We start from the raw sequence: 24,994 nt of genomic DNA on the forward strand, positions 1-24,994 counted from the left end.
CGACAGCGGCAAGGCCGGTGTCTCCGGCACGGCGGTGGCCGCCGGAGCGGCGGTGGCGGGCGCGGCGGTCGCCGGGGCGGCGACCGCGGCGGCCCGGCACCGCGCCGACGGCGACGAGGACGACACGCCGACGCCCACCACCGAGACGGAGTACGTGGTGACGGATGTCCCCGAGAGCGGCGTCGCCAACTACCCGCCCGCGCCCCGGCGGGACGTCTGACCGGTCGTCGCCCGACGGGCCCGGTAGCTCCCGCTGGCGAGGTGCCACCGGGCCCGTGCCGTCAGGCCGCCCGCGGCTGGACCGTCGTCACCATCCACAGGTGACCGTCGGGGTCGGCGAACGTGCCCGCGTACCCCCAGGGTTGGGGTCCGGGCCCTTCGCATCACGGACCGGTCGGCACTCCGAAACTCATCGACGGTCGCGCCGGCTCACGCCTCCGGTGAGCCGACCTTCGGGGTGGCCCGGTCGATGATCGCCGCGTGGTCGACGCCCGCCGGCAGGGTCCCGTACGCGTAGCCGTGTTCGCCGCCGAGCCGGGACGCGCAGAAGGCGTCGGCGACGGCCGGGTGGCCGTGGCGCACCAGCAGCGATCCCTGAAGCACGAGCGCGAGCCGCTCCACCACGTGCCGGGCCCGCAGTTCCACCTCACCCGGGTCGGCCAGTTCGGTACGCAGCCGCCGCACCGCCGCGTCGAGCCGGGAATCGGCGCCCGCGGCGGCGTCCACCTCCGCCTCGAACGCCGCCAGCACCTGCGGCTCCCGGGTGAGGGCGCGCAGCACGTCCAGCGCGGCCACGTTGCCCGACCCCTCCCAGATCGAGTTCAGCGGCGACTCGCGGAACAGCCGGGGCAGGCCCGACTCCTCGACGTACCCGTTGCCGCCCAGGCATTCGAGGGCCTCGGCGGCGTGCCCGGGCCAGCGTTTGCACACCCAGTACTTGCCGACGGCGACGGCCAGCCGCTTGAAGGCGGTCTCGCCGGCGTCGCCGCGCGCCGAACGGTCCGTCGCGCCTGCCAGCCGCAGCATGAGTACGGTCGCCGCCTCGGACTCCACCGCCAGGTCGGCCAGCACGTTGCGCATCAGCGGCTGGTCGACCAGGTAGCGGTCGAAGGCCCGGCGGTGCGCCGCGTGGTGGACGGCGGTGATCACTCCCTGGCGCATCCCGGCCGCCGCGCCGATCAGGCAGTCGAGCCGGGTCAGGTTGACCATGTCGATGATCGTGCGGACCCCCCGGCCCTCGTCCCCCACCCGCCAGGCCACCGCGTGCTCGTACTCGATCTCCGACGACGCGTTGGACCGGTTGCCGAGCTTCTCCTTGAGCCGCATCAGGCGCATCGGGTTGCGCGTGCCGTCGGGCAGCACCCGGGGGACCAGGAAGCAGGTGAGCCCGCCGGGGGCCTGGGCGAGCGTGAGGAACAGGTCGCACATCGGCGCGGACGTGAACCACTTGTGCCCGACGAGCCGGTAGCTGCCGTCCGGCTCGGGCCGCGCGGTGGTGGTGTTCGCGCGCACGTCGGACCCGCCCTGCTTCTCCGTCATCGACATGCCGGCGAGCAGTCCCCGTTTGCCGAGCGGCGGGCGCAGCCCCGGGTCGTACGTCGAGGCGGTCAGCAGCGGCTCGTACCGCGCGGCCAGCTCCGGGGCGTGCCGGAGCGCCGGGACCGCCGCGTACGTCATCGAGATCGGGCAGCCGTGCCCGGCGTCCGGCCGCCAGGTGTAGAACTTCGCGGCGCGGGCGACGTGCGCGCCCGCCCGGTCGTCGGCCCACGGCGCGGCGTGCAGGCCGTGACCCACCGCGGTCCGCATCAGCTCGTGCCAGGACGGGTGGAACTCCACCTCGTCGACGCGGTGACCGTACCGGTCGTGGGTACGCAGCACCGGCGGGTACTCGTTGGCCAGCCGACCGTGTTCGATCGCCTCCGCGCCGCCGCCGAGCCGGCCGAGCTCGTGCAGCTCGGCGGCCGCCCAACCGGCCCCTTCCCGGTCGAGGCCCTCCAGCAGGGCGGGGTCGTCCGCCGCGTCGTAGCCGACCAGCGGTGGTACCTGGTTGAACACCTCGTGCGTCGTCACGGTGACACTCCCAGCGCGCGGTGGATGAATCGGGTCAGTCCGGGGATGGTGTCCGGGCCGGCGACCCCGGCGGCCAGCGGGCCGACCATGGCCTCGGCGAGCGCCCCGACCAGCGCGGTCGCGGTCAGCTCCGGATCCTGCGGGGGCAGCTCACCGGAGGACACGCCTACCGCCACGTACCCCGCGATCAGGTCGGCGTGGGCGCGGCGGAAGACGAGCCGCTGCGCGTCGACCGCCGGGTCCACGGGTTCGGCCAGCAGCGCGTACGCCAGCCGTGGCGCCTGCAACGCCCGACCGGCGAACGTGGCGACGACGGCCGCGAGCCGCGCCGCCGCCGTACGCTCCCGCGCCGCGGCACGGGCGACCGCGTCGATCTCGCGTTGCGACGCCGTCCGGAACACCTCGGCGAACAGGTCCGCCTTGGTCGGGAAGTGGCGGTAGACGCTACCGGTGGCGATGCCGGCGCGGTCGGCGACGGCGGCGACGGTGCAGCCGGCGTACCCGTGTTCGGCCATGATCTCCAGCGCCGCGGCGATCGTCCGCTCGCGGGACGCGCTGAGCCGAGCCCTGACCCGCTCGGTCGTCCGGTACGCCACGCAAGAATTGAACCACCGTTCACTTCTTGCCGGCAAGGGGTGGGACGGCTGACCGTCACGGTCTGGGGGCGATCGCACCGGCCCTACCGTCTCGGTATGACTGAACCGTCCCGCCTGGACGCCGTACGGGAGTCGTACGACACCGTCGCCGAGGACTACGCGAAGCTGGTGCCGCCGCGGTTCGCGGCGGACCCGTTGGGACGCGGGATGCTCGGGGCGTTCGCCGAGCTCGTCCGGGCCGGCGGCGGGCAGCCGGTCGCCGATCTCGGGTGCGGTCCGGGCCATGTCACCGCCCACCTGGCGTCGCTGGGCGTGTCCGTGTCCGGCGTCGACCTGTCACCGAAGATGGTGGAGGTCGCCCGGCGGACGTACCCGAACCTCCGCTTCGACGTGGGCTCGATGACCGCGCTGGCCGTCCCCGACGGGACGCTCGGCGGCATCGTCGCCTGGTGGTCCGTTCATCACCTGCCGCCGGAGGAACTGCCGGCGGTGTTCGCGGAGTTCCACCGGGCACTCGCCCCGGGCGGCCACCTCCTGGTCGGGTTCCACGTCGGGGCCGAGCGCCTGCGCCCGACGCACGCGTACGGCCACCCGGTGTCCTACGACACCCACCTGTTGCCGCCCGACCACGTGGCCGAGGTGCTGAGCCGCGCCGGACTGGGCGTCGTCGCCCGGCTCGTGCAGGAGCCGGGCGAAAGGCTGAAGCGGCAGCAGGCCTGCCTCTTGGCGCGCAGGCCCTCGTAGCGCAGTCCGCCGTTCGGTTGGCTGCTCGGGCGGTCCCGCTGCGGCTCGGCGGCGCGCCGGGCCTTGCTGCATGGATGGCTGTACGGTCTTGCCGTGGCAGAGGAGTTCGAACATGCCGGGGTTCCGTACTCGATTCAGTTTGCGTATGACATGGACGCCTGGTGCATGGAACTGAGCGAGGCGAACGCTGTTACCCGTCTGCCAGGTCCGGCCTTCCTCGTCGCGGTGGTACCGGACGAGGACATGGGCCCCGAGCCGACGATCCACGTTGGCAGCACCGGTGAACGCGACATCCCGTACGAGGTCATGCGCTGGTTCATGGCGAAGGTCGCAGAGCAGGTCGAGCAGCGTGGCGCTGGGCTGATCGAGACAGGCAGACACGGCACGTAGGCATTTCCACGCCATCTCCGAGAGGCCGAATCCGGCAGTGCGAGTTTCGTGCGAGGGTAAATGGCATCGACGTCTTCGCCGGTGGCCACGACGGCCCGGAACGCCAAAGGAATGCCGTCAGTCGAAATCAAAGATGCTGTGCCGGTCATAGAAGTGCAGCACGTACCTGCAGCGACGGCAGATCATCAAGGTCATGCGGTGGCTCGTCAACCCCCACCGGCTGTCCTGACGTGCCGTCTCCTGCTGGAACTCGGTGCCTCGGCAGAGCGGGCAAGAAAGCTGGGGCTCGGTCATGACGCGAGTGTAGGAAGCGACCGCCATGAACCGCGGATGCGGACCGCTCGCCGGGCAGGGCCGGACGCCTGCGGCTTCCTCATCGGCTCGGCCGAATGGGTTCGCCGGACAGGATGCCGTAGCCGAGAACAATCAAGAACATGACGCCGGCCGCAGCGAAGACCACACCAATCACCCGTTCCAGCAGAACGAAACGCGCCATGTGTTTGTCGTACCGGGCATCCGGTAGCCGACGCCATGGCGGAACTCGCCGCAGCACGCCCGCGGTGGCCATCGACCGCCGCACGTGCCACTCCGTCACGCCTCGGAAGTTGGTGGCCAGGGCGACACCGATGAGGCCCATGGTCAGACTCGTCATGACAGCGGCCACGAAGCGCCATGTCTCCATCCGACCTCCCCGGCGCGGGTCACCGAATCACAGATGGCTGTACAGCCACGGCGTCGACGCGCTCCGCGAGCCATCACGATGATCATTGTCTCAGATAACCGTCGCACCGGACCATTGGCTGGTGGTCCTCCGCCCGCTGCTGATGACGCGCATTGCCAATACCGCGCCCGGAGTCGCCCTCGCCACGCTGGCCTGGCTGCTCCATGCGGTTCCGGCAGGCAGGTGGTTCGCCTGCTTGGCTCCGATGGCGGCCGGTGTGTTCCTGGCGGTGCGTGGCTACCGCATGTCGGTGGTGATAACAGGTGAGCACATCACCGTGCGGGGACTGCGGAGCTCGCGAACCATCCGCCGCGCGGATGTCGTGGCACTCACGTCCCTACCCTCCCTGCGGTGGCAGCGCCCCTCGGGGCGCGACGTCCACACACCGCCGATCATGTTCATGGAGATCGGGCGGGTGCTTCCGGCCGTCGCGGCGCACAACGAGGCCTGCCTCGATCGGCTGTCCCGAGCGCTACGCCGACGAAGATGAGCTTCAGTTTGGAACAGCGCGCTCAACCGGCCGTGATGCCAGTAACACCTGCGGCATTCTGCACCGCCGCCTGACGGAGTCGAACCGTCGACCTACACCATTACGAGTCGGTCTCTGCCTCCTGCTCCTGGTCGCGAGAGCTGCACCCACCTGGCTGTGCCGGTCCGCGCTCGTTCGCTGACGCGCGCCGGTTCAACTGCTCGCTGGGCTGCTTCAAGGATTCTCCGGCAAGATTCCCGCGTGACCTTGGCACGAGCGGCTGGGACGTCGGGGCGGGCACACAACAAGGCAGACCGCTCCTGTACCGCTCAGCCTGGGACAACAGCGGCCATAGATGTGGCCACGGCGACCAGGAGTGATGGCTCGCCCTTCGGTGGGCGGCGAGCAGTTCAGCGCCGGCGCGTGAGTCGCGTAGCGAGTGATGCCACACCTCTAGTACCCAACGTCGGGGCACCACCTTGCGCCGGACGTACAGGCCGAGGGTGTCGTACATGCCGACGGCGCGGTTCATGAGGTAGAAGTCCTGCGAACGATCATCGGGGAGCTGCCCGGACCTACCGGCGTCGAACAACAGCCGTCGCCCCTGCTGTAGTTCTGGGGAGATCAACTGTTCGTGCATGTACCGGTAGGCGTCGCGCCGTTGTTGGGCCCGCTGCACAAGGACTGTGCTGAGCGATAACGCCACGGCGAGGGTCGCGATCACCACGCCTAGCAAGTCCTTGTAGGTGTTCACCCACTGCACGAGGCCAACGTATCGCCGGCGAACAAGCCCGGTGCTCACGCAACATGCCACCGCTCGACGGCACCTGCCGACGTCCGTGGAACTGCTGGTCCTCGTCAAACTGAACGTCGTCGCCCGCGTAGAACTCATCTACGAGGCTGCGCAGTAGTGCGACTTCCTCTCCGGTGAAGGTGGTCATGGGGCGTGCTCCGGGCGCGTCTGCGGGATCTCCTCGGTCAGGCAGGCTCGCCCCTGCGCGAGGTCCCCGGCCGTGTCAAGGCTCGCCGTAGGCGACCGCGGAGCGGCTCGGCCTTGGGCCTCGTGCCGGGGCAGTCGAACTGGTCGGGTTCTGTCATCCTGGCGCGGTGAAGCCCAACCTGGAGCGAATCCCGGGGAAGCAGGACCGGCAGGCGGAGGCGATCCTCGCCCGCGCGCCGCAACGCATGGATCAGAGGTTCATCAGCTCCCTCGATCCCTCTGCTTCGCTCGCCCTCGGGCGGTACGGCGCGCGCCTCGCCACACTGGCGCTGAGGCAGAACCGTCCCGACCTACTGCGTCGTTCATTGCTTGCAACAGGGCTCGCCGGGTGTCTGGAACCCGATGACGGCCGGGACCTCATGGTGGGTCTGGCATTGCCGTGGATTGTTGCGCGGCAGCTCGGGGCGTCCCCGGCTGCGGTGTTCGGCGATGTCGCCGACAGTCTTCCGGATGGCCCGGTCGCCGCACTGTTCGAAGCCTTCGGCGCCCGGACAGACATCACACTGGAAGCCTTCGGCTGGGAACTGGTCACAACCGCCGACGGTCCGGATTTCCGCCCGCAGCACTGATCACGAGCGAAGGGGTCCAATGAGTTACGACCTCGAGTGGGCTGACCTACCCGAATCTGCTGCCACTGCTCGTTCTCGCCTCGAGGCGTGCTCTGACCTGGGTGACCTGTGCGTACACGCTCCCCCATGCCTGGGCGAATACGAGACGCTTGCCGCTGCCTACCAGTTCCATCTGAACATCGTTGGCATGGCCTTCTGCCGTGGCGGTATGCGCCGCACGGGCATGACCTACCAGGCAACCCCCCAGCCTTTCCCCGCCTGGCCCTTCGATGGCATCGACGACTGGCATTCCGCTGATCAGCGTCGGCGTGACGCGTACAAGGAAGCCGAACAGGCGGCCTCGGCCCAGACGGTCCCCGGAATGGTCGGCATCCCAGAGTTCAAGCTGTCGAGTAACGGCCCTTGGCTGGTAGGAGCAGGGGAGATCGAGCAGGCGCTCGACTGCTACCAGGCGTCGTCACCGATTTTGCGGGCAGCGTTGGAGGGAGATGACCTGTGGGCGGCCTGGATCGACTGGCTGAGACAGACGGTCAGCCACGGCGGCTTCGTCGTACGATGATCCACCCGCCAGATGACGTCGGACCTGGCAGACGGCCGAGGGTCTCGATCGCCTCCATGCCCCTTCATCGGATGGAGAAGGCCCCGGTCATGATCGGCGATCACGCCGCTGACCTGGGCCCTTCCGTGGAGCCGCCTGACGGTACACCGCCTGGCGAGGTCAGGACCGACGGAGGCGTCGCTTACGCCGTCGCCGCCGGGCTCGACTACGTCCGGTCTCGGAAGTCTCGCGCGGCTGGCGCACCACGACCCTGGGCTTCAGCGGTCGTCCAGCGAGCATGCAGGCCACGGCGGTCATGGTGACGGCCACGAGCCAGATGAACATCGCGGAAGGACCATCGACGTCGTCCGGCAGGCGTGGATCGACCAGGCCCTCCGGGTCCCGTATCACCGTGACCCGCGCGCCGACCTCGCCTTCGGGATTGTGGCTCGCACCGATCTCCGCGCCCGGCCACGCGCCCAGCTCGCCGGGAATGCGTGTCCCCTCCGGATCCGCCAGCGCGTAGTAGAGGTGGCGCCCCTTCTCGGTACCGTCGCGTACCTGCGTCACGGTGGCCTCGACCCGCTCGCCGCGCGCTTCGAGGACGGTGGTGTAAAGGCCCATCGCGCTGGCGAACAAGAGCAGCCCGGACAAGAGCCATGCCAGGCACAGCAGGCCCATGCGGGGAGGCTGTGCGGGAGCGGTCACGAGCACCGCCGCCACCAAGGCGAGGCACCACACGATCGTGCCCGGCACGGTCGCCACGTCGGTGCGGATCCACGTGGGCGCGACCAGTGCGCCGCCGAGTGCCGACACGACGGTCAACACGGCCAGATACGCCGCACCGAGCTGATTCACCAGCCGGAAATTGCGAATCAGCACGAGCCGGAGTGTAGAGCGCCAGTACAACGCCGCACGGCGTGCGGGATTCGCTTCGCCGGCACGTCGCCGGGAAGCGCCAGGACGAGCTGGTGTTCACCGCCCCGAACGGCGGGCCGCTGCGCAACACGAACTTCCGGACGCGGGTCTTCGGGCCGGCGGCGGCGTCGGTGGGACTCGCCGGGCTCACTCCGCACGACCTGCGGCACACGGCGGCGAGTCTGGCCGTGGCAGCCGGGGCGAACGTCAAGGCGGTGCAGCGGATGCTCGGGCACGCGTCGGCGTCGATGACGTTGGACGTGTACGCGGGCCTGTTCGGGGACGACCTGGACGCCGTTGCCACCCGGCTGGACGAGGCGGTCGCGGCGCGGGATGCGGACTATTTGCGGACTGGCACGGCCGGCGGTGTGGTTGTCGACCTTGGGAAACGGCGAAGCCCAGGCCGTTGACCTGGGCTTTCTCACCGAGCCGCCTGACGGAATCGAACCGTCGACCTACGCATTACGAGTGCGTCGCTCTAGCCGACTGAGCTAAGGCGGCAACGAGCGTCAAGTGTACGCCACCCCTCCGGCACCGCCGAACGGGATCCCCACCACACCGCCGGCCCGAAACCGAGGTCCATTCGGACGTCCACCGGACAGCGCCGCGCGCCGACCGGCACTACGCTCCGGCGGATGACGGACGATCATCCCTCCGGATCGCCGGACGACCAGAGCGTGCCGCACGAACCCGTGGCCACCCCGCCACCAGGGGGCCCACACGCCAGCGAGGCGGCCGGTGGTCGGCCCGCGCGCCGCCCGACCAGCACCGACCCGCTCGAGTTGGGTTTCACCCCGCGCAAGCCGGTGCCGTGGCTCGCGCCGTTCCTGCTGGTCAGCACCGGCATCCGTACGCTGCTGGCGATGCTCTTCGGGGCGTACCTGGACAAGCGTGAACTCCAGAACGCCCTCGACGCCAAGGTCGCCAAGCAGGTCGGGCCGGACGGCGGGCTGTGGCTGGACTACGTCGCCGACCTGGGCGACGGTTTCAACGCCACCTACTCGGTCGCGTACCTGCTCGCCCAGCGCGAGCTGGTCGTGGACGGGCACCGCCTGCCCCGGGCGCAGACCCTCGTGATGGGCGGCGACCAGGTCTACCCGTCGGCGGCCTTCGAGGCGTACGAGGACCGGTGCAAGGGCCCCTACCAGGCGGCGCTGCCGGTCACCCCGCCCGAGCGGCCGACCCTGTTCGCGGTCCCCGGCAACCACGACTGGTACGACGGCCTCACCGCCTTTCTGCGCCTGTTCGTCCGGTCCCGGGACCGGCACTTCGGCGGTTGGGGCACCGGCCAGTCACGGTCGTACTTCGCGATCGAACTGCCGGCCGACTGGTGGCTGCTCGGCCTCGACGACCAGTCCGGTTCGTACCTGGACGACCCGCAGCTCACCTACTTCGACGCGGTGGCGGAGCGGCTGGGGCCGGAGAGCCGGGTGATCCTGGCCGTGCCGGCGCCGACGTGGGTCAAGGCCGTCGACCACCCCACGGCGTACGACTCGATCGACTACTTCATCCGCACCATCGTCGCGCCCACCGGGGCGCAGGTGAAGCTGATCATCTCCGGCGACCTGCACCACTACGCGCGGTACGCCGGCCCGGACCGCCAGCTGGTCACGTGCGGCGGCGGTGGCGCGTACCTCTACCCCACGCACAAGCTGCCGGAGCGGATCGAGGTCCCGCCGCGGGACACCCTGGCCCGCCGGGCGAGCGCGTCCCAGACGTACGAGTTGGCGGGCCGCTACCCCGACGCGGCGCGGTCCCGGCGGTACGCCTGGGGGATCTTCCCCCGGCTGCCGTTCCGCAACCCGGGCTTCACCACGCTGCTCGGCACCCTGCACACGTTGCTGATGCTGGCGATGGCCGGTGTCGCGACGAACCGCGGCGGGACGGAGCAGCGGCTGTTCAGCGTGCCGCTGGTGGCGATGCTGCTCGTGACGCTGCTCGGGGCGGCGTTCTTCGCCAAGCCGCCCTCCTCCGGGGGTAAGCGGCACGTACGGCACTGGATCCTCGGTGTGGGGCACGGGGTGACCCACCTCGGGCTGGCGGCGGCCGGCACGTGGGCCTGGTTGGCGCTGCCCTTCCACGACTGGCCCTGGCCGCTGCCGGCGGTGGCCGCCGTGGTGCTGTACGGCCCGGTGATCGGTCTGCTGGCGAGCCAGGTGGTGGCCGCGTACCTGCTGGTGGCCGGCGCGTTCGGGGTCAACGTCAACGAACTCTTCGCCGGCCAGGGCATCGAGGACTCGAAGGGCTTCGTCCGGCTCCACATCAGCCCGGAGGGCACCCTGACGATCTACGCGATCGGCGTCGACCGGGTGGCCCGCGACTGGCGGATCAACCCCGACCAGTCCCCCGAGTCCTCCTGGCTGATCCCGACGACCCCACTAACCCCCCGCCTGTCCGAACCCCCGATCACCGTGACCTGACCACCGACCCACGTTGATCATGAGGTTAGCGGGTGAGTTGATCGCGAAAACACCCGCTAACTTCATGATCAACACGGCGAAACCCGGGGCGGGGGTGGGGGTGGGGGTGGGGTTAGGGGTTGTAGTGGGCGTCGTGGGTTTGGCGGGGGGTGCAGACGGAGGCGCGGCTGCAGGAACAGCGGGAGCCGTCGGCGTCGAGGCGGACCGTCACCGCGTCCCGGGGAACACTGTGGCCCACGACCCGGCCCTGCCCCTCCGGGGTGCTCACCCGGGCGCCGATCGCCGGGGCGGACTCCTGGAAGCGCTGGTAGAGCGGGTGCTCGTACTTCAGGCAGCACATCAGCCGGCCGCACGCGCCGGAGATGCGCAGCGGGTTGAGCGGCAGGTCCTGGTCCTTCGCCATCCGGATGGTCACCGGCTCGAAGTCGGTGAGGAAGGTGGCGCAGCACAGGTCCCGACCGCAGGAACCGATGCCGCCCTGCACCCGGGCCGAGTCACGCGCGGAGAGTTGGCGCAGCTCGACCCGGCAGTGCAGGGTCGCGCCGAGATCCCGGACCAGCGACCGGAAGTCCACCCGGTGCGGAGCGGTGAAGTAGATGGTGCTGCGCTCGCCGCCCTCCCCGCCGCCGAGCACATGATCCACGGCGACCACCTTCATCGGCAGGCCGTGCTCCCGGATCAGGCGCTTCGCCGCGACCTTGGCCTCCGCCTTGCGCCGGCGCAGCGCCTCGTCGCGGCGCAGGTCCTCCTCCTGCGCCAGCCCGGCCAGCCTGGGGAACCCGTCGGTGTCGTCGGCCACCCACTGGGCGGCCCAGACGCACTCGGCCACCTCGGGCCCGTCGTCCGTCGGCACCAGCACCTTGTCGCCGACCTGTGGACGGAACTCGCCCGGGTCCAGGTAGTAGAGGCGCCCGTACCGGTGGAAGCTGACCGCGCACAGCATGCCCATGCCCTCACCCTACGTTCTTCGGGCCGTCCCGGCCCGGCCGGCGTCGCGGGACGACTACACCGTGCAGCCATTCATGTCGATCGAATCGGCCGATCCACGGACCGTCCCGCCGGGCCGATGATCCTCGACCGGACGGCTGATTCCGTCGCAACCAGCGGGACAAATCACGGCCCGGGGCGTTGAGTGGAAGGCAGACCTGCGGGGGGTGCAGGGGAAGGCCACGGCGTCGGCGCCGGGAGCCGGGGACGGCTCACGTGCGCGACGCCGTGCGCCATGTCGAAGGCGCCGGCAGGTGTCACCGGCCCACCCGCGTCGAGGCGTCGTAACGGGGGTCACCGCTGACCGGTGCGCGCCACCGGGTTTCAGCCAGGCTCGGCCCCCACTGCCGCAGGAGCGTCTCCGCGCCGTCGTACGCGACGCAGAGCACCGCCAGCACCCGCGCCGCGATCTCGGCGGCCTCCAGCCCGGCCGAGGCGCGCGGGGTGGACACGGCGAGTGGCACCGACGTCGCGGCGACGACCGCCACCGCCTCGGTGGACCGCAGCACGTCGGCCAGGGCCCGGGCGAGCGTCAGCCGGCTACCCTCCACCCAGTCGGCGAGGGCGTCGGCGTACCCGGCGGTCGACTCCAACCGCCCCACCAGGCTCTCCGGCCCCTCGTCGAGGTGGCGCAGCAGCGCCGCGCGGGACTCGCCGTACGCGCCGGCGGCCGCGCCGGACCAGAGCACCGGGTCGGTGAGCGCGGCGGAGACCTCGTCGTACGCCGGGACGAGCCGGCGCACCGACCGGCCGGCACCGGCCAGCGGCGCGGGGTGCAGGTGCAGGAAACTCCGGACGGCCTCGCCGGGGAGCACCTGCATGCGGCGCAGCAGCGGCCAGACCCGGTGCCCCTCGGGCGCGCCGGCGGCGAGCAGCGTGTCGACGCGGCGCAGCAGGTCGAGGCCGGGCTCGGCGAGCCGGTCCAGCGGATCCATCACGCCTCCCCGGCGAGCCGGCGGCCGGCGGCCCGGTCGACGTCGGCGTAGCGGTCGGCGGCGTCCCGGACGGCGGCCGCGGCGGCGGCGAGGCGCAGCGCGGCGGCGTGGGCCTCCCGGGCCCGGTCACCGGTGGCCGCCGTCCACTGCCGGTGCAGGGCCCGCCCGATCTCGCCCGGCCGGCCCGCCGCGTCGCCGCCGAAGGCGACCTGCGCCGGGTCGCCGGCGGTGACCGCGCGGGACAGGCCGGCCAGCGTCTCGCTCGCCGCGTCCAGCCGGGCGGCGAGGGCGCGCAGCACGTCCATGTCAGGCCCCCGCCAGCGGACGGTAGGCGGCGAACGTCTCGTTGTGCAGCTTCTCCCGGGCCCACTGCGCCGCGTCGGCGGCCGCCGCGACCGCGGCCTGGACGGAGCCGGCGACGTCGCGTGGGTGACGGTTGTGCAGGGGGCCGAGGAACCGCACGTCGGTGATCCGCCCGCCGGCGGTCACCACCACCTCGACCAGACCGTCCGGCGAGCGGACGGTGACCTCGACCGTCGTGACCGCCTGGTCGAACTCGGCCTGGAGGGACTCGACGCGGCGGTAGCGCCGCACCGCCTCCTCGATCCAGGCCTCGTCGATCTCCCCCCGCGGCATCCGCGCTCCTCCCGGACGGACCCGGACCTCACTCAGCGTGGCGTCATGGTCACCGTGCATGGCACACCGGACCGTACCGCACAGCAATCGCGCCTGTCGATGCCCTGTGGACGACCGGTCCGGCCGGTGGGAGCTGCCAGCGGCTGTCAGCCCTTCCAGAGGGCGAGCATCATCGCCTCGACGGCGATGCGGGGCTTCACGTTCGCCTCGATCGCCGCACGGCAGGCCAGCACCGCCTCCAGGCGGCGCAGCGCGCCCTCGGCGTCCCACTTCCGCGCTCCGGCCTCGGCGAGGGAGGCGGTGTCGGTGTGCACGGGCGCGACGGAGGCGCGCAGCGCCATGGTGAGCGCGTCCCGGTAGAAGCCGGCCAGGTCCACCAGGGCCCGGTCCAGCGCGTCCCGCTGCGCCCGGGTGGCCCGGGACTTCTGCCGTTTCTCCAGCTCCTTGAGCTGCCCGGCGGCACCCCGGATGGCGCCGGCCGCGCCGCGGCCGGTACCACCCGCGCCGAGGGCGGTCTCCAGCGCGGCGCGCTCGGCGGCGTCCGTCTCCGCCACCGACGCCTCGGCCTCCGCCTCGGCCGCCTCGATCAGCGCGGAGGCCGCGTCGAAGGCGGCACCCACCCCGGTCAGCCGGCGAGGCACCGCCAGCACCGCGTCCCGCCGCTTGCGCGCCTCGGGGTCGCGGGCCAGCCGCCGAGCCCGCCCGACGTGCCCCTGCGCGGCCGCCGCGGCCCACCGTGCCACGTCGGGCGCGATCCCGTCCCGCCGGGCCAGCACCTCGGCCACCGCGTCCGGCGGCGGCTGCCGCAGCGGTACGACGCGGCACCGCGACCGGATCGTCACGGAGATGTCGTCCGGGTGCGTGGACGGGGCGCAGAGCAGGAAGACGGTGCGCGGCGGGGGCTCCTCGACGGCCTTGAGCAGCGCGTTGCCGGCCGCCTCGGTGAGCCGGTCCGCGTCCTCGATGACCACCACCTGCCAGCGCCCGCCGGACGGGGTGCTGGCGGCGCGCAGCACCAGGGCCCGCATCTCGCTGACGCCGATGGAGAGCCCCTCCGGCACCACCAGCCGCACGTCGGCGTGGGTGCCGGCGAGCGTCGTGTGGCAGCCGGGGCAGGTGCCGCAGCCGGCGCCGTGGACGCACTGCAGCGCGGCGGCGAAGGCCCGCGCGGCGACCGAGCGGCCGGAGCCGGGCGGCCCGGTGAAGATCCAGGCGTGGGTCATGCCCGCCCCCGGGTCGCCCGGCGACACGCCACTCGCGCCCGGCGCCACCTCGACCTCCTCGACGAGGGCGGCCAGCTCGTCGGCCTCGTCCGGCCGGTGCGCGGCGGCGCGCAGCACGGCGGCGGCCGCCGCGGCGGCCCGGCGCAGGGTGTCGACCGCCTCGTCCTGGCCGACCAGGTCGGCGAAGACGTCCGGCATCAGGTCCGATGCTCCATCGTCACCAGCTCCGCGTCGGATAACTCCGGCTGCACGGAGGTGTCCGGGCCACTCGCCGGGCGCGGGTGCGCGATGCCGCCCGGCGCACCCGCCATCTCGTCGATCCGCCGGGCCACCGACTCGGCGATCTCCGTCACCGGGCGGGAGGCGTCCAGCACCAGGTAGCGCTTCGGGTCGGCGGCGGCGAGGTCGAGGAACGCGTACCGGACCCGCTCGTGGAAGCTCACCGACTCCGCCTCCAGGTGGTCGCGGTCCTCGCCACGGCTGGCCACCCGGGACAGGCCGGTACGCGGATCCACGTCGAGGAGCACCACCAGGTCGGGCTTGAGCCCACCGGTGGCCCAGGAGGAGAGCCAGGAGACCTCGTCGACCGGCAGCGTCCGCCCGGCGCCCTGGTACGCGAGCGACGAGTCGACGTAACGGTCGCTGATCACGACGCCGCCCCGGGCCAGTGCCGGCCGGACGACGGTGGCCACGTGGTGGGCCCGGTCGGCGGCGTAGAGCAGCGCCTCGGCGCGCGGCGACGGCACGTCGGAGCCGGGCTGGCCGAGCAGGAGGGACCGGATCCGCTCGCCGACCGGGGTGGCGCCGGGCTCGCGGGTCACCACCACGTCCCGCCCCTGCTCCCGCAGCCGGTCGGCGAGGAGACCGAGCTGGGTGGACTTGCCGGCTCCCTCGCCGCCCTCGAACACCACGAACAGCCCGGTGGAGACGAACGGCTCGGCCGGCATCAGCGGGCGCCCGCGTACCGAGCCCCATAGGTCGGCCAGGACCGGGACGCCCTTCTTGTCGTCCATCTGCCCGAACGCGCTGATTCCGGCGAAGATGCCGGCGGCGCCGGCGACGAGCAGCAGCAGCCGGGTCGACGAGACCGAGAACTCGGCGCCGGCGACGTCGAGGGTGCGGGAGCCGCCCAGACCGGCGAGGAGGCTGCCCAGCGCGATGGCGAGGATCAGCACCAGCCGGGTGCCGATCTGCACGACGGCGAACACCCGGCCGCGGACCTCGTCGGCGATCTCGCCGCCGAGGAGGGTGACGCCGGAGAGGAAGGCCATGCCGGCTCCGGCGCCGACCAGGATCGCGCCGACCATCGCCATGGACAGGTGGATGGCGAAGGCCAGGGTCATCACCGCCGCGCTGGCCAGCACGATGCTCATGCCGAACCAGCGGCGGCGGGACATCTCCTTCACGATCATCGGCCCGAGGCCGATGCCGACCGCCAGGCCGATGAAGATGGCGCCGAAGAGCAGGAAGAAGGCCGCGTCGCCGGCGTTCAGCGAGGTGGCGAAGAACTGGGCGGTGCCGATCACGATGCCGCCGCCGGCGAAGGCGCCGAAGATGCCGAGCACCAGGCCCCGCACCAGCGGGGTCTTGCCGATGAACCGCCAGCCCTCGGTGAACTGGCGGAGCATGGTCTGCTCGGTGCGCTCCCGCTCGCCGGGCCGCGCCTGGCTGATCTCGCGGATGCCGAACGCGACGACCAGGGCGGTCGCCAGCCGGGAGAACGCGTTGATCCAGAGCGCGAGCTGGGCCGGTTCCGCCCAGGACGGGAGGTCCCCGCCGGTGACGGTCCGCACGCTGCGGTCCAGCACCGCCGCGACGATCGCGGCGAGCACCGGCGTGATGCCGTACGTGGTGATGAGCGTGAGCTGGTTGGCGGCCTCGAGTCGCGCCCGGGGGATCAGGTTGGGGACCGCGGCCTCCTTGGCCGGGATCCAGAGCAGGGTGACCGACTCGATCAGGAAGGTGGCGACCGCCGCCCAGCCGACCACCACCGGCCCGCTCGCGCCGAGCAGCGCGACCAGCGGGATCGAGGCGAACAGCAGGAACCGCAGCACGTCGCAGATGACCATCGTCCACCGCCGGTCGAACCGGTCGGCGAGCACGCCGGCGATCGGACCGAGCACGAGGGCGGGCAGCAGGCGGACGGCGATCACGCCGCCGAAGGCCGCGCCCTTCGCGGTGCTCCCCTCCACCTGGGAGGCCGCGAAGACGGACGTGGCGAGCAGGCCGAACCAGTCGCCGAACGAGGCGGCGCCGAGCACGATCCAGAGCCGCCGGAACGGGCGGATGCGCAGCACCGAGCGGATGGCGGCGTAGCCCGAGTGGTCGGGCTGCGCGGCGGTCTTGGCTCCGGACGTGGACGGGCCCGGCTGGGCGCCGGTCGAGTCGGGCTGCGCTCCGGACGGCGACACGCCGGGCGACTCGCCGTTCTGCTGGCTTTCGATGGCCGTACCTCCACGTGGCGGCCCATCGCTGGGCGGTCCCGGTGCAACACTCTAGACCCGGTGGGGACCCTCCCCACCGCGACATTCCCCTGCTCGCCGAGCGTAGGCCGACGCGACCACCCACCGCAGCCCGGACAGACGCGAGGGTATTTCGCATTGAGCCCGGGACGGTTAGCGTGCACCACGTGGCCACCGACAGGCACGACCTCCGCGATCGACTCGACCGCGCCACCGCGCACCTCGACCCGCCGTACGCGGTCGTCGACCTCGCCGCGTTCGACGCCAACGCCGCCGCCCTGGTGGACCGCGCGGCAGGTAAGCCGGTCCGCGTCGCCAGCAAGTCCGTCCGCAGCCGGGACCTGATCTCCCGCACCCTGGCGAACCCGGGCTGGCGGGGCGTGATGGCGTTCACCCTGCCCGAGGCACTCTGGCTGGTCCGCTCCGGCGTGACCGACGACGCGCTGGTGGCGTACCCCACGGCCGACCGGTCCGCGCTCGCCGAACTGGCGGCCGACCCGGCGCTCGCCGCCGCGGTGACGCTGATGGTCGACGGCACCGACCAGCTCGACCTGGTGGACTCGGTCGCCGCCCCCGATCGACGGTCCGAGCTGCGGGTATGCCTCGACCTGGACGCGTCGTGGCGGCTACTGGGCGGGCGGGTGCACGTCGGCGTCCGCCGCTCACCGGTGCACAGCGCCCGGGCGGCCGGCGCGCTCGCCGCCACCGTCACGGCCCGCGCCGGCTTCCGGCTGGTCGGCCTCATGGCGTACGAGGCGCAGATCGCCGGCCTGGGCGACGCGCCGCCGGGGCGGGCGGCGCTCGGCGCGGCGATCCGGCTGGCCCAGCGCGGGTCGTACCGCGAGCTGCTGGCCCGCCGCAGCGCGGCGGTGGCCGCCGTCCGCGAGCACGCCGACCTGGAATTCGTCAACGGCGGCGGCACCGGCAGCGTGGCCGCCACCAGCGCCGATCCCGCGGTCACCGAGGTCACCGCGGGATCGGGCCTGTACGGGCCGACGTTGTTCGACGCCTACCGGGCCTGGCGCCCCACCCCGGCGGCGTTCTTCGCCTGCGCGGTGGTCCGCCGTCCCGCCCCCGGCTACGCCACCGTGCTCGGCGGCGGCTGGATCGCCTCCGGCCCCGCCGAGCGCAGCCGGCTCCCCCGGCCGGTCCTCCCGGTCGGGCTGGAGCTGGTCGGCACCGAGGGGGCCGGCGAGGTGCAGACCCCGCTGACCGGCACAGCCGCCGCGACGCTGCGGGTCGGCGACCGGGTGTGGTTCCGGCACGCCAAGGCCGGCGAGCTCGCCGAGCACGTCAACGAGCTGCACCTGGTCGACGGCGACACCGCGGTGGCGACCGTCCCGACGTACCGCGGTGAGGGCCGGGCCTTCCTGTGAGCCGCCGGCGAGGCGACGCGCCCGCGTGGTCGCGTCGCCGCCGACCGGGCCGGTTGCGGGCGGTCCGGGCAGGTCGTACGGCGGTCAGGCCGGCTGGGCCACCTCCGCCGGCTGGCCCGCGCTCTCCCGGGCGTCGACCTGGCGGTGCAGGTACTCCCGGATGAGCGCCTTGGCCTCGGTCAGCACCCGGGCGTCGCCCTCCGGCTGCCGGCGGAACGCCAGCTTGATGAGCGCGTCGGAGGCCTCGACCGCGATCTCCAGGTGGAACCGGAGGTCCGGTACGTCGGTCAGCCCGAAGCGTTCGGTGAGCACGCGGGCGAGCTGATCGGCGATCACCCCGTTGTTGTCCCGCTGCTCATCGAGCAGGTGCAGGTCGACCACGTCGCCGAAGTGCAGGGTACGGAACCCCGGGACAGTACGGTGCATCGTGATGTACTCGTCGATCGCCGCGTCGACACCGTCCCACCAGTGGGTCAGGTCGTCCGAGGCGAACCTCTCGTCGAGCCGCTGGAGGTAGGACTCCATCGTGCGCAGGGTCAGCGCCTGCACGATCGCCCGCTTGTCCGGAAAGAACTGGTAGACCGACCCGATCGCCACCTCGGCACGCTCGGCGAGCAGAGTCGTGGTCAGCCCCTCGTACCCCACCTCGTCGACGAGCTCGGCACAGGCGTCCAGCATCCGCTGGACCCGCGCGACACTTCGACCCTGCACCGGTACGCGGCGCAGCGGCCCGGTCGTGGCGGCTGGTGTGGACACTCGGCGCCACCCCCCTTCGACGGATGAACATATCTGCACGTCACGAGTCCGTGACTACCGGTACAACGAGCGGACCTCGATTGCGGTATTTACCAGGTAGAACGTTCCTGATATGAAGTCAGTTCATATTCATGTCGAGGAGTGTCCCATGGTCGCCACCGCACCCTCCGTAACCGCCTGGTCGAACTGGGCCGGCAATCAGCGTGGCACCGCCACGGCCGTCCTGCGTCCCAGGTCCGTCGACGACGTCGCCGACGCCGTCCGGGCCGCCGCCACAGCGGGCGAGCGGATCCGGGCGGTCGGCAGCGGCCACTCCTTCGCCGCCGTCGCGCTGACCGACGGGCACCGGATGGAACTCTCCGACCTGGACACCGGCGTCCGCGTCGACGTCGACCGTCGACTGGTCACCGTACCCGCCGGGATCACGCTGCGGGCGCTCAACCGGCTCCTCGCCGAGCACGGGCTGGCCCTGCCCAACCTCGGCGACATCGACGCGCAGACCGTCGCCGGCGCGATCTCGACCGGCACGCACGGCACCGGCGCCGGGTACGGCTGCCTGTCCACGTTCGTCGAGTCGCTCACCCTGGTCACCGGCACCGGCGAGGTGCTGCACTGCTCCGCCGACGAGCAGCCCGACGTGTTCGCCGCCGCCCGGGTCTCGCTGGGCGCGCTCGGCGTGCTGGTCGACGTGACGCTGCGCTGCGTGGACGCGTTCGTGCTGCTCGCGCACGAGCGCCCGGCGCCGCTAGCCGATGTGCTGGCCGACCTGCCGGCCCTGCTGGGCCGCCACGACCACGTCGAGTTCTACTGGTTCCCGTACACCGACCGGGTGCAGGTCAAGACCAACGACCGGGTGCCCGTCGACGACCGGCCGCTGCCCCGCTGGCGGGGCTGGCTTGACGACGAGTTCCTCGCCAACACCGTCTTCGCCGGGGCCTGTCGGCTGGGCCGCGCCGTGCCGGCGCTCGCGCCGACCATCAGCGCGGTCTCCGCGCGGGCGCTCACCGAACGCCGCTACACCGGCCGCTCCGACACGGTCTTCTGCACCCCGCGCCGGGTCCGTTTCGTGGAGATGGAGTACGCGCTGCCGCGCGACGCCCTCGAACCGGCCCTGGACGCCCTGCGCGGGATCGTCGACGGGCTGCCGTTCAAGGTGCTGTTCCCGGTGGAGGTGCGGTTCACCGCCGCCGACGACGTCTGGCTGTCCCACGGTCACGGCCGGGACTCCGCGTACATCGCGGTCCACCAGTACGTGGGCATGCCGTACGAGCCGTACTTCCGGGCCTTCGAGGAGGTGGCGGCCGGGTTGGGCGGCCGGCCGCACTGGGGCAAGCTGCATTGGCGCGACGCGGCGTCGCTGGCGTCCGCGTACCCGCGCTGGCAGGCCTTCCAGCAGGTCCGCGACCGCCTCGACCCCGACCGTGTCTTCGCGTCGCCCCACCTGGACCGGGTCCTCGGCTCCTGACGCCGGACGTCCCCGCCGCCGGGCTCGGGTGACCGGTCCGGCCCCTTTGCTCTGCTTCACTCCACGCACCGGTTCCGCTCAGAAAGCGTTGCGTCCGTTGAAGCAGAGCAAAGGGCGCCGAGCAGGGTCGCGGCCGCCATGACACCGCGCGGCCCGAGGCGGCGTCACTCCGTCGACGTCGTGGCCTTCTTCGGGGCGGCCTTCTTGGCCGGGGTGGCCTTCGCGGTCGTCGCCTTCTTCGCCGCCGTCGCCTTGGTGGCCGCGGCGGTCTTCTTCGCCGCGGTCTTCTTGGCCGGCGCGGCCTTCTTCGCCGCCTTCTTGCGGGGCGCCGGACCCTTCGCCCGCTTCTCGGCGAGCATCTCCGACGCCTCCTCCATGGTCAGCGCCTCCGGCGTCTGGCCGCGCCGCAGCGACGCGTTGGTCTCCCCGTCGGTCACGTACGGCCCGAACCGCCCGTCCTTGATGACCAGCGGCTTCTCGGTCAGCGGGTCGACGCCCATCTCCCGCAGCGGCGGCGCGGCCGCCCGGCGCTGGCGGGCTTTCGGGGCGGCGAGCAGGGCCAGCGCCTCGTCGAGGGTGACCGTGAACATCCTGTCCTCGGAGTCCAGCGACCGGAACTCCTCGCCCCGCTTGACGTACGGCCCGTAGCGGCCGTTGTTGGCGAAGACCTCGTTGCCCTCCGGGTCGACGCCGACCAGCCGGGGCAGGCTGAGCAGCTTGAGCGCCTCCTCGAAGGTCAGCGAGTCCGGCGACTGGGAACGCAGCAGCGACGACTTGCGTTCGCCGCTGGCCACGTACGGGCCGTACCGGCCGGACTTGAGCAGGATCGGCTCGCCGGTGGCCGGGTCGTCACCGAGCTTGCGCTCGCCCCCACCGCCGAGGAACAGCTCGTGCACCTTCTCCGGCGTCAGCTCGTCCGGTGCCAGCCCCTCCGGGATCGGCGCGCGGTCGCCCGGGGCGCCGCCCTCCTCGCCCTCCGCCTTCGGCGGCGGCACCTCGCCGGGAATCGCCCGCTGGAGGTACGGCCCGAACCGGCCGACCCGCACCACGACCTCGCGCCCCTCGTCGTCGGTGAACAGCGGGATCGAGTTGACGCTGCGGGCGTCGATGTCGCTCAGGTTCTCGGTGACCAGCTTCTTCAGGCCACCGGAACGGGCGATGTCCTGGTCGCCGGCGCCGTTGGCGCTGCCGAAGTAGAACGCGGTGAGGAAGTCGACCGCCGCGTGGTCGCCACCGGCGATCTCGTCCAGCTCGTTCTCCATGCTGGCGGTGAAGTCGTAGTCGATCAGGCGCGGGTAGTGCCGCTCCATCAGCCCGACCACCGCGAACGCCAGGAACGACGGGATCATCGCCTGCCCGCGCTTGAAGACGTACCCCCGGTCCTGGATGGTCTGCATGATCGACGCGTACGTCGACGGGCGGCCGATGCCCAGCTCCTCCAGGGCCTTGACCAGGGACGCCTCGGTGTAGCGGGCCGGCGGCTGGGTGTGGTGGCCCTGCGCGGCCAGTTCGTCGGCGGTGAGCGGCTGGTCCTTCACCAGCGTGGGCAGGCGGCGCTCGGCGTCCTCCGCCTCGGCGTTCTCGTCGTCGCTGGACTCGACGTACGCGCGCAGGAAGCCCGGGTCGGTGATGGTCTTGCCGGTGGCGCCGAAGTCGGCCTCCTCGCCGCCGGCCGTGGTCGCCCGGATGCGCACCGACACGCTGGAGCCGACCGCGTCGGTCATCTGCGAGGCGATCGTGCGCCGCCAGATCAGCTCGTAGAGCTTGAACTCCTCGGCGGACAGCTCCTTGGCCACCTCACCCGGGGTGCGGAAGTTGTCGCCCGCCGGGCGGATCGCCTCGTGCGCCTCCTGCGCGTTCTTCACCTTGCCGGTGTAGCGGCGCGGCTCCGGCGGCACGCTGCGCTCGCCGTACAGCTCGACGATCTGCCGGCGGGCCGCCGCGATGGCGGTCTCCGACAGGTTCACCGAGTCGGTACGCATGTAGGTGATGTAGCCGTTCTCGTAGAGCCGCTGCGCGGTACGCATCGTCTGCTGCGACGAGAACCGCAGCTTACGGGCCGCCTCCTGCTGGAGGGTGGACGTGATGAACGGCGCGTACGGCCGCCGGCGGTAGGGCTTCTCCTCCACCCGGGTGACCGTGAACGGCCGGCCCTCCAGCCGGGCCGCCAGCCCGCGCGCCCCGCCCTCGTCCAGGTGGACGACACCCGCGCCGGCCTTCACCCGGCCGGTGGTCGGCTCGAAGTCCTTGCCGGTGGCGATCCGGTCGCCGTTCAGCGCGATCAGCGTGGCGTTGAAGGTGCGCGGCCCCTCGCCGGCCCGGGCGACCGCGAGGGTCGCGAGGATGTCCCAGTACTCGGCGGTGCGGAACGCCATCCGCTGGCGCTCCCGCTCGACGACGATGCGGGTCGCCACCGACTGCACCCGCCCCGCCGACAGCTTCGGCATGACCTTCTTCCACAGCACCGGCGAGACCTCGTAGCCGTAGAGGCGGTCGAGGATGCGGCGGGCCTCCTGCGCGTCGACCAGGTCCCGGTCGATCTCCCGGGGGTTGGCCACCGCGGCCTGGATGGCCGGCTTGGTGATCTCGTGGAAGACCATCCGCTTGACCGGCACCTTGGGCTTGAGCGTCTCCACCAGGTGCCAGGCGATCGCCTCGCCCTCGCGGTCCTCGTCCGTCGCCAGGAGAATCTCGTCGACCTCCTTGGCCAGCTTGGTCAGCTTGCTGATCTGCTGCTTGCGGTCCGGCGAGACCACGTAGAGGGCGTGGAAGCCGTTGTCGACGTCGACGCCGAGCCGCGCCCACGGCTCGCCCTTGTACTTCGCCGGCACGTCGGCGGCGTTGCGCGGCAGGTCGCGGACGTGCCCGAAGCTGGCCTCCACGACGTACCCCGGGCCGAGGTAGCCCGAGATCGTCTTGGCCTTCGCCGGTGACTCGACGATGACCAGACGGGTGGTTCCAGCGTTGCTCGGCACGTCTCTCTCCGACCTCACTCCTGTTCGTGACCGCCCGGCCGCCCGGTTCGGGCCGCACTCGACCCCTCCGGGCCCGGCGGTCCGGATGTCCAACGTAACGCGTCGCCCGCGATTCGGGTTTCGCGGGCGACAAACCACTCCCTCTCGCGGCCGGCGGGGCCGGACGGCGCCACCGTACACCGCCCGTGGCCCGCCGAGTGGTCTCCCGTGACGAACAAGCCCTGTAGCCGACCCGTCCCCACCCGTTCGCCGCCCCCACCCTCGCCCCTCGTCGTCAGGGGCGGATGGGCCAGGATCCCGGTGGGGTGCGCGGCGGGGGGTCGCCGATCAGCTCGGTCAGGCGGGTCAGGTCGCGGCGACCGGTGACGCGGTAGGCGGGGACATCGGGGTCGAGCACGGCGTTGGGCAGGCCGGCCGCGGCCAGGGCGGCGCCGACCGCCGCCAGGTGCGCGTCGGCGGCGGCGCCGAGGCGCAGCAGGACGTCCGGCGGCTCCACCGACCCGGCGGCCGCGAGCCACAGCCGCAGTCGCCGGCCGTTCAGGTGGAAGCCGTCCGGCGGGCGCTTCGCCGGGCCGTCCAGCCACGCCGCCGCGAGCGGCTTCAGGAGCCGGGTGTACGACGTCCGCACCGCGTGCCGCCCGTCCCCGGTTTCCGCCCAGCTCGCTCGCAGGCCCCGGGCGGCCAGTTCGGCGACGAGCACGTGCACCCGCCACGCGGCGTCGACCACCACCGCCAGCCGGGCGGTGCCGCCCATGACCGACACGTCGGCGGGCCCGGCGAGCAGGCCGGCCAGGTCGGCGACGGACGGGTCGGTGGCCTCGGCGCCGAAGAAGGCCAACTGCCGGCGGGGATCGTCCGGGCCCGGCGGATGGCCGGCGGGGCGGGACCCGCCGCTCCGCCCCGGGCCCTCGTCCGCCTCGGCGGTGCCGGAATCCGCCCCGGCGGCCGGGTCCGCCGCGCCGACGGCCGGCGGATCGACGGGCGGGGCGGGACGCCGCCGGCGAGCGGGTCGCGCGGGAGCCGGTACGGCCGGCTCGGGCACCGGGAAGAGCGTCGGCAGCGACTCCGCGTCCGACGATCCGGCGGCACCGCTCAACGACACTCGGGGACCTCGGCGAAGGCGCGCTTCAACTCCTCCGAGTTGAGCCGGGTGGTGTCCAGCGCGCTGGCGTCGTACTCCCGGTTCAGCGTCTCCACCGCGGCCCGCACCCCGTCGTAGAAGACGGTGGGTTGGCTGGTGCTCAGGCCGTCGATGACGTCGCGCGCCTTGCCGTACGCGTCGCGCATCCGCGCCAGCGACGTCCGAAAGCCCTCCGACACCTCGGCCCCCTTCTCGGCGTCCGGAATGCCGGCCTGCTCGACCTTGCGGCGCGCGGTCTCGCTGGCCTGCTCCGCGCCGTCGAAGAGCCGCACCAGGTTCTCCTTGGCCTGCGCCGGTGTGGTCTGGGCGGTCATCTGCTGGTCGGTGCTGCTGGTGAGCTTGCTGATCTCGGCGCGCCAGGGTGTCAGGGCCGAACAGACCGACGCCGCCCAGGCCCGGGGGCTCGGCCCGCCGGCGCAGCCCGCGCCCAGCAGGACGACCGTGGCCAGCAGCGCCGTCAGCTTTCCGGCGGCTGCCGCCCGGCACGTACGCATGCGTTGCAGCGTACGGCGTCGCGTCCCGCCGCACACCGGTCAGGTTGGCCGGTGTGCGGTCCCCGGCCGGTCAGGCCCGACCCGCCGGTCCTGCGCTCGGCCCGCCGGT

Annotated in this window: 24 protein-coding genes and 1 tRNA gene; 9 read left to right on the forward strand and 16 right to left on the reverse strand. The window is 72.6% G+C overall.

Translation table 11 applies throughout. From position 1 onward, the window contains the following. Positions 1-429: 429 nt before the first annotated feature. Both GKC29_RS02175 and GKC29_RS02180 read right to left on the reverse strand, forming a co-directional pair. The gene (locus tag GKC29_RS02175; RefSeq protein WP_155329227.1) at positions 430-2,070 is read right to left on the reverse strand and encodes an isovaleryl-CoA dehydrogenase; all 1,641 of its coding nucleotides are present in this window, start codon (positions 2,068-2,070) and stop codon (positions 430-432) included. Then, positions 2,067-2,666 (reverse strand): TetR/AcrR family transcriptional regulator, encoded by a 600-nt coding sequence (locus tag GKC29_RS02180; RefSeq protein WP_155329228.1) that lies wholly within the window; start codon positions 2,664-2,666, stop codon positions 2,067-2,069. Before GKC29_RS02180 ends, GKC29_RS02175 begins: the two co-directional genes overlap by 4 nt. A gap of 96 nt (positions 2,667-2,762) precedes the next feature. Between GKC29_RS02180 and GKC29_RS02185 the strand changes: the two genes are divergently transcribed. Beyond that, positions 2,763-3,410, forward strand: coding sequence for a class I SAM-dependent methyltransferase (locus GKC29_RS02185; protein WP_155329229.1), 648 nt, complete (start codon positions 2,763-2,765; stop codon positions 3,408-3,410). Positions 3,411-3,503: 93 nt separating this feature from the next. After that, positions 3,504-3,800, forward strand: a complete 297-nt coding sequence (locus GKC29_RS02190; RefSeq protein ID WP_230688888.1) for a hypothetical protein — start codon at positions 3,504-3,506, stop codon at positions 3,798-3,800. Positions 3,801-3,917: 117 nt separating this feature from the next. On the opposite strand, the gene GKC29_RS29445 is transcribed toward GKC29_RS02190, so the two are convergent. Next, positions 3,918-4,094 carry a hypothetical protein gene (locus tag GKC29_RS29445; RefSeq protein WP_196255788.1) on the reverse strand — a complete coding sequence of 59 codons (177 nt, stop codon included), beginning with the start codon at positions 4,092-4,094 and terminating at the stop codon, positions 3,918-3,920. A 79-nt stretch (positions 4,095-4,173) separates the two neighbouring features. Continuing rightward, on the reverse strand, positions 4,174-4,482 hold the full coding sequence (locus GKC29_RS02195) for a hypothetical protein (protein WP_155329230.1): 309 nt from the start codon (positions 4,480-4,482) through the stop codon (positions 4,174-4,176). A gap of 121 nt (positions 4,483-4,603) precedes the next feature. On the opposite strand from GKC29_RS02195, the gene GKC29_RS02200 reads away from it, so the two are divergent. The 3 genes from GKC29_RS02200 to GKC29_RS29775 all read left to right on the forward strand — a co-directional run bounded on the left by GKC29_RS02200 (position 4,604) and on the right by GKC29_RS29775 (position 7,118). Then, on the forward strand, positions 4,604-5,011 hold the full coding sequence (locus GKC29_RS02200) for a hypothetical protein (protein WP_155329231.1): 408 nt from the start codon (positions 4,604-4,606) through the stop codon (positions 5,009-5,011). Positions 5,012-6,097: 1,086 nt separating this feature from the next. Beyond that, entirely contained in the window at positions 6,098-6,559 is a 462-nt protein-coding gene (locus GKC29_RS02205; RefSeq protein WP_155329232.1) for a hypothetical protein, read from the forward strand. Positions 6,560-6,578: 19 nt separating this feature from the next. Further along, entirely contained in the window at positions 6,579-7,118 is a 540-nt protein-coding gene (locus GKC29_RS29775) for a hypothetical protein (protein ID WP_230688889.1), read from the forward strand. A 159-nt stretch (positions 7,119-7,277) separates the two neighbouring features. On the opposite strand, the gene GKC29_RS02215 is transcribed toward GKC29_RS29775, so the two are convergent. Then, positions 7,278-7,979, reverse strand: coding sequence for a hypothetical protein (locus GKC29_RS02215; RefSeq protein ID WP_155329233.1), 702 nt, complete (start codon positions 7,977-7,979; stop codon positions 7,278-7,280). A gap of 38 nt (positions 7,980-8,017) precedes the next feature. Between GKC29_RS02215 and GKC29_RS02220 the strand changes: the two genes are divergently transcribed. Beyond that, the gene (locus GKC29_RS02220; protein WP_155329234.1) at positions 8,018-8,425 is read left to right on the forward strand and encodes a tyrosine-type recombinase/integrase; all 408 of its coding nucleotides are present in this window, start codon (positions 8,018-8,020) and stop codon (positions 8,423-8,425) included. A gap of 17 nt (positions 8,426-8,442) precedes the next feature. Here the strand turns inward: GKC29_RS02220 and GKC29_RS02225 are convergent. Further along, positions 8,443-8,516, reverse strand: a tRNA-Thr gene (locus GKC29_RS02225). A gap of 134 nt (positions 8,517-8,650) precedes the next feature. Here GKC29_RS02225 and GKC29_RS02230 point away from each other — a divergent pair. Continuing rightward, complete coding sequence (locus GKC29_RS02230; protein WP_155329235.1) at positions 8,651-10,435, forward strand: metallophosphoesterase; 1,785 nt, start codon at positions 8,651-8,653, stop codon at positions 10,433-10,435. A 112-nt stretch (positions 10,436-10,547) separates the two neighbouring features. On the opposite strand, the gene GKC29_RS02235 is transcribed toward GKC29_RS02230, so the two are convergent. The 6 genes from GKC29_RS02235 to tmk form a co-directional block, all read right to left on the reverse strand. Then, on the reverse strand, positions 10,548-11,384 hold the full coding sequence (locus GKC29_RS02235; RefSeq protein WP_155329236.1) for a regulatory iron-sulfur-containing complex subunit RicT: 837 nt from the start codon (positions 11,382-11,384) through the stop codon (positions 10,548-10,550). 295 nt (positions 11,385-11,679) lie between these two features. After that, the gene (locus GKC29_RS02240) at positions 11,680-12,357 is read right to left on the reverse strand and encodes a hypothetical protein (protein ID WP_155329237.1); all 678 of its coding nucleotides are present in this window, start codon (positions 12,355-12,357) and stop codon (positions 11,680-11,682) included. Next, complete coding sequence (locus GKC29_RS02245) at positions 12,357-12,662, reverse strand: hypothetical protein (RefSeq protein ID WP_155329238.1); 306 nt, start codon at positions 12,660-12,662, stop codon at positions 12,357-12,359. The genes GKC29_RS02240 and GKC29_RS02245 overlap by 1 nt, the downstream gene beginning before the upstream one ends. A gap of 1 nt (position 12,663) precedes the next feature. Continuing rightward, positions 12,664-12,993: a YbaB/EbfC family nucleoid-associated protein gene (locus GKC29_RS02250; protein WP_155329239.1), complete on the reverse strand. Its 330-nt coding sequence runs from the start codon at positions 12,991-12,993 to the stop codon at positions 12,664-12,666. A 146-nt stretch (positions 12,994-13,139) separates the two neighbouring features. Further along, a complete protein-coding gene (locus GKC29_RS02255) occupies positions 13,140-14,414 on the reverse strand; it encodes a DNA polymerase III subunit delta' (protein WP_155329240.1) in 1,275 nt (424 codons plus the stop codon). After that, complete coding sequence (gene tmk, locus GKC29_RS02260) at positions 14,414-16,627, reverse strand: dTMP kinase (protein WP_370463298.1); 2,214 nt, start codon at positions 16,625-16,627, stop codon at positions 14,414-14,416. Before tmk ends, GKC29_RS02255 begins: the two co-directional genes overlap by 1 nt. A 218-nt stretch (positions 16,628-16,845) precedes the next feature. Between tmk and GKC29_RS02270 the strand changes: the two genes are divergently transcribed. Continuing rightward, the gene (locus GKC29_RS02270) at positions 16,846-18,054 is read left to right on the forward strand and encodes an alanine racemase (RefSeq protein ID WP_155329243.1); all 1,209 of its coding nucleotides are present in this window, start codon (positions 16,846-16,848) and stop codon (positions 18,052-18,054) included. 84 nt (positions 18,055-18,138) lie between these two features. Here GKC29_RS02270 and GKC29_RS02275 read toward each other — a convergent pair whose 3' ends face one another. Next, a complete protein-coding gene (locus tag GKC29_RS02275) occupies positions 18,139-18,732 on the reverse strand; it encodes a TetR family transcriptional regulator (protein ID WP_155333944.1) in 594 nt (197 codons plus the stop codon). Positions 18,733-18,958: 226 nt separating this feature from the next. On the opposite strand from GKC29_RS02275, the gene GKC29_RS02280 reads away from it, so the two are divergent. Beyond that, on the forward strand, positions 18,959-20,275 hold the full coding sequence (locus GKC29_RS02280; protein ID WP_155329244.1) for a D-arabinono-1,4-lactone oxidase: 1,317 nt from the start codon (positions 18,959-18,961) through the stop codon (positions 20,273-20,275). A 164-nt stretch (positions 20,276-20,439) separates the two neighbouring features. Here GKC29_RS02280 and topA read toward each other — a convergent pair whose 3' ends face one another. The 3 genes from topA to GKC29_RS02295 all read right to left on the reverse strand — a co-directional run bounded on the left by topA (position 20,440) and on the right by GKC29_RS02295 (position 24,885). After that, positions 20,440-23,250, reverse strand: a complete 2,811-nt coding sequence (gene topA, locus GKC29_RS02285; protein ID WP_155329245.1) for a type I DNA topoisomerase — start codon at positions 23,248-23,250, stop codon at positions 20,440-20,442. A 274-nt stretch (positions 23,251-23,524) separates the two neighbouring features. Then, complete coding sequence (locus GKC29_RS02290; protein ID WP_155329246.1) at positions 23,525-24,352, reverse strand: hypothetical protein; 828 nt, start codon at positions 24,350-24,352, stop codon at positions 23,525-23,527. Then, positions 24,343-24,885 carry a hypothetical protein gene (locus GKC29_RS02295; RefSeq protein WP_155329247.1) on the reverse strand — a complete coding sequence of 181 codons (543 nt, stop codon included), beginning with the start codon at positions 24,883-24,885 and terminating at the stop codon, positions 24,343-24,345. The genes GKC29_RS02290 and GKC29_RS02295 overlap by 10 nt, the downstream gene beginning before the upstream one ends. Positions 24,886-24,994: the final 109 nt, after the last annotated feature.

It is taken from the genome of Micromonospora sp. WMMC415 (assembly GCF_009707425.1).
GTDB lineage: Bacteria > Actinomycetota > Actinomycetes > Mycobacteriales > Micromonosporaceae > Micromonospora.

Excerpts from the sequence above, each read along its gene's own strand:
- GKC29_RS29775 (WP_230688889.1), top strand. The coding sequence starts at position 6,579 with ATGAGTTACGACCTCGAGTGGGCTGACCTACCCGAATCTGCTGCCACT.
- GKC29_RS02250 (WP_155329239.1), bottom strand. The coding sequence starts at position 12,993 with ATGCCGCGGGGGGAGATCGACGAGGCCTGGATCGAGGAGGCGGTGCGG.
- GKC29_RS29445 (WP_196255788.1), bottom strand. The coding sequence starts at position 4,094 with ATGACCGAGCCCCAGCTTTCTTGCCCGCTCTGCCGAGGCACCGAGTTC.
- GKC29_RS02255 (WP_155329240.1), bottom strand. The coding sequence starts at position 14,414 with ATGCCGGACGTCTTCGCCGACCTGGTCGGCCAGGACGAGGCGGTCGAC.
- GKC29_RS02275 (WP_155333944.1), bottom strand. The coding sequence starts at position 18,732 with ATGCTGGACGCCTGTGCCGAGCTCGTCGACGAGGTGGGGTACGAGGGG.
- GKC29_RS02245 (WP_155329238.1), bottom strand. The coding sequence starts at position 12,662 with ATGGACGTGCTGCGCGCCCTCGCCGCCCGGCTGGACGCGGCGAGCGAG.
- GKC29_RS02195 (WP_155329230.1), bottom strand. The coding sequence starts at position 4,482 with ATGGAGACATGGCGCTTCGTGGCCGCTGTCATGACGAGTCTGACCATG.
- GKC29_RS02240 (WP_155329237.1), bottom strand. The coding sequence starts at position 12,357 with ATGGATCCGCTGGACCGGCTCGCCGAGCCCGGCCTCGACCTGCTGCGC.
- GKC29_RS02280 (WP_155329244.1), top strand. The coding sequence starts at position 18,959 with ATGGTCGCCACCGCACCCTCCGTAACCGCCTGGTCGAACTGGGCCGGC.
- GKC29_RS02185 (WP_155329229.1), top strand. The coding sequence starts at position 2,763 with ATGACTGAACCGTCCCGCCTGGACGCCGTACGGGAGTCGTACGACACC.
- GKC29_RS02230 (WP_155329235.1), top strand. The coding sequence starts at position 8,651 with ATGACGGACGATCATCCCTCCGGATCGCCGGACGACCAGAGCGTGCCG.
- GKC29_RS02235 (WP_155329236.1), bottom strand. The coding sequence starts at position 11,384 with ATGGGCATGCTGTGCGCGGTCAGCTTCCACCGGTACGGGCGCCTCTAC.
- GKC29_RS02295 (WP_155329247.1), bottom strand. The coding sequence starts at position 24,885 with ATGCGTACGTGCCGGGCGGCAGCCGCCGGAAAGCTGACGGCGCTGCTG.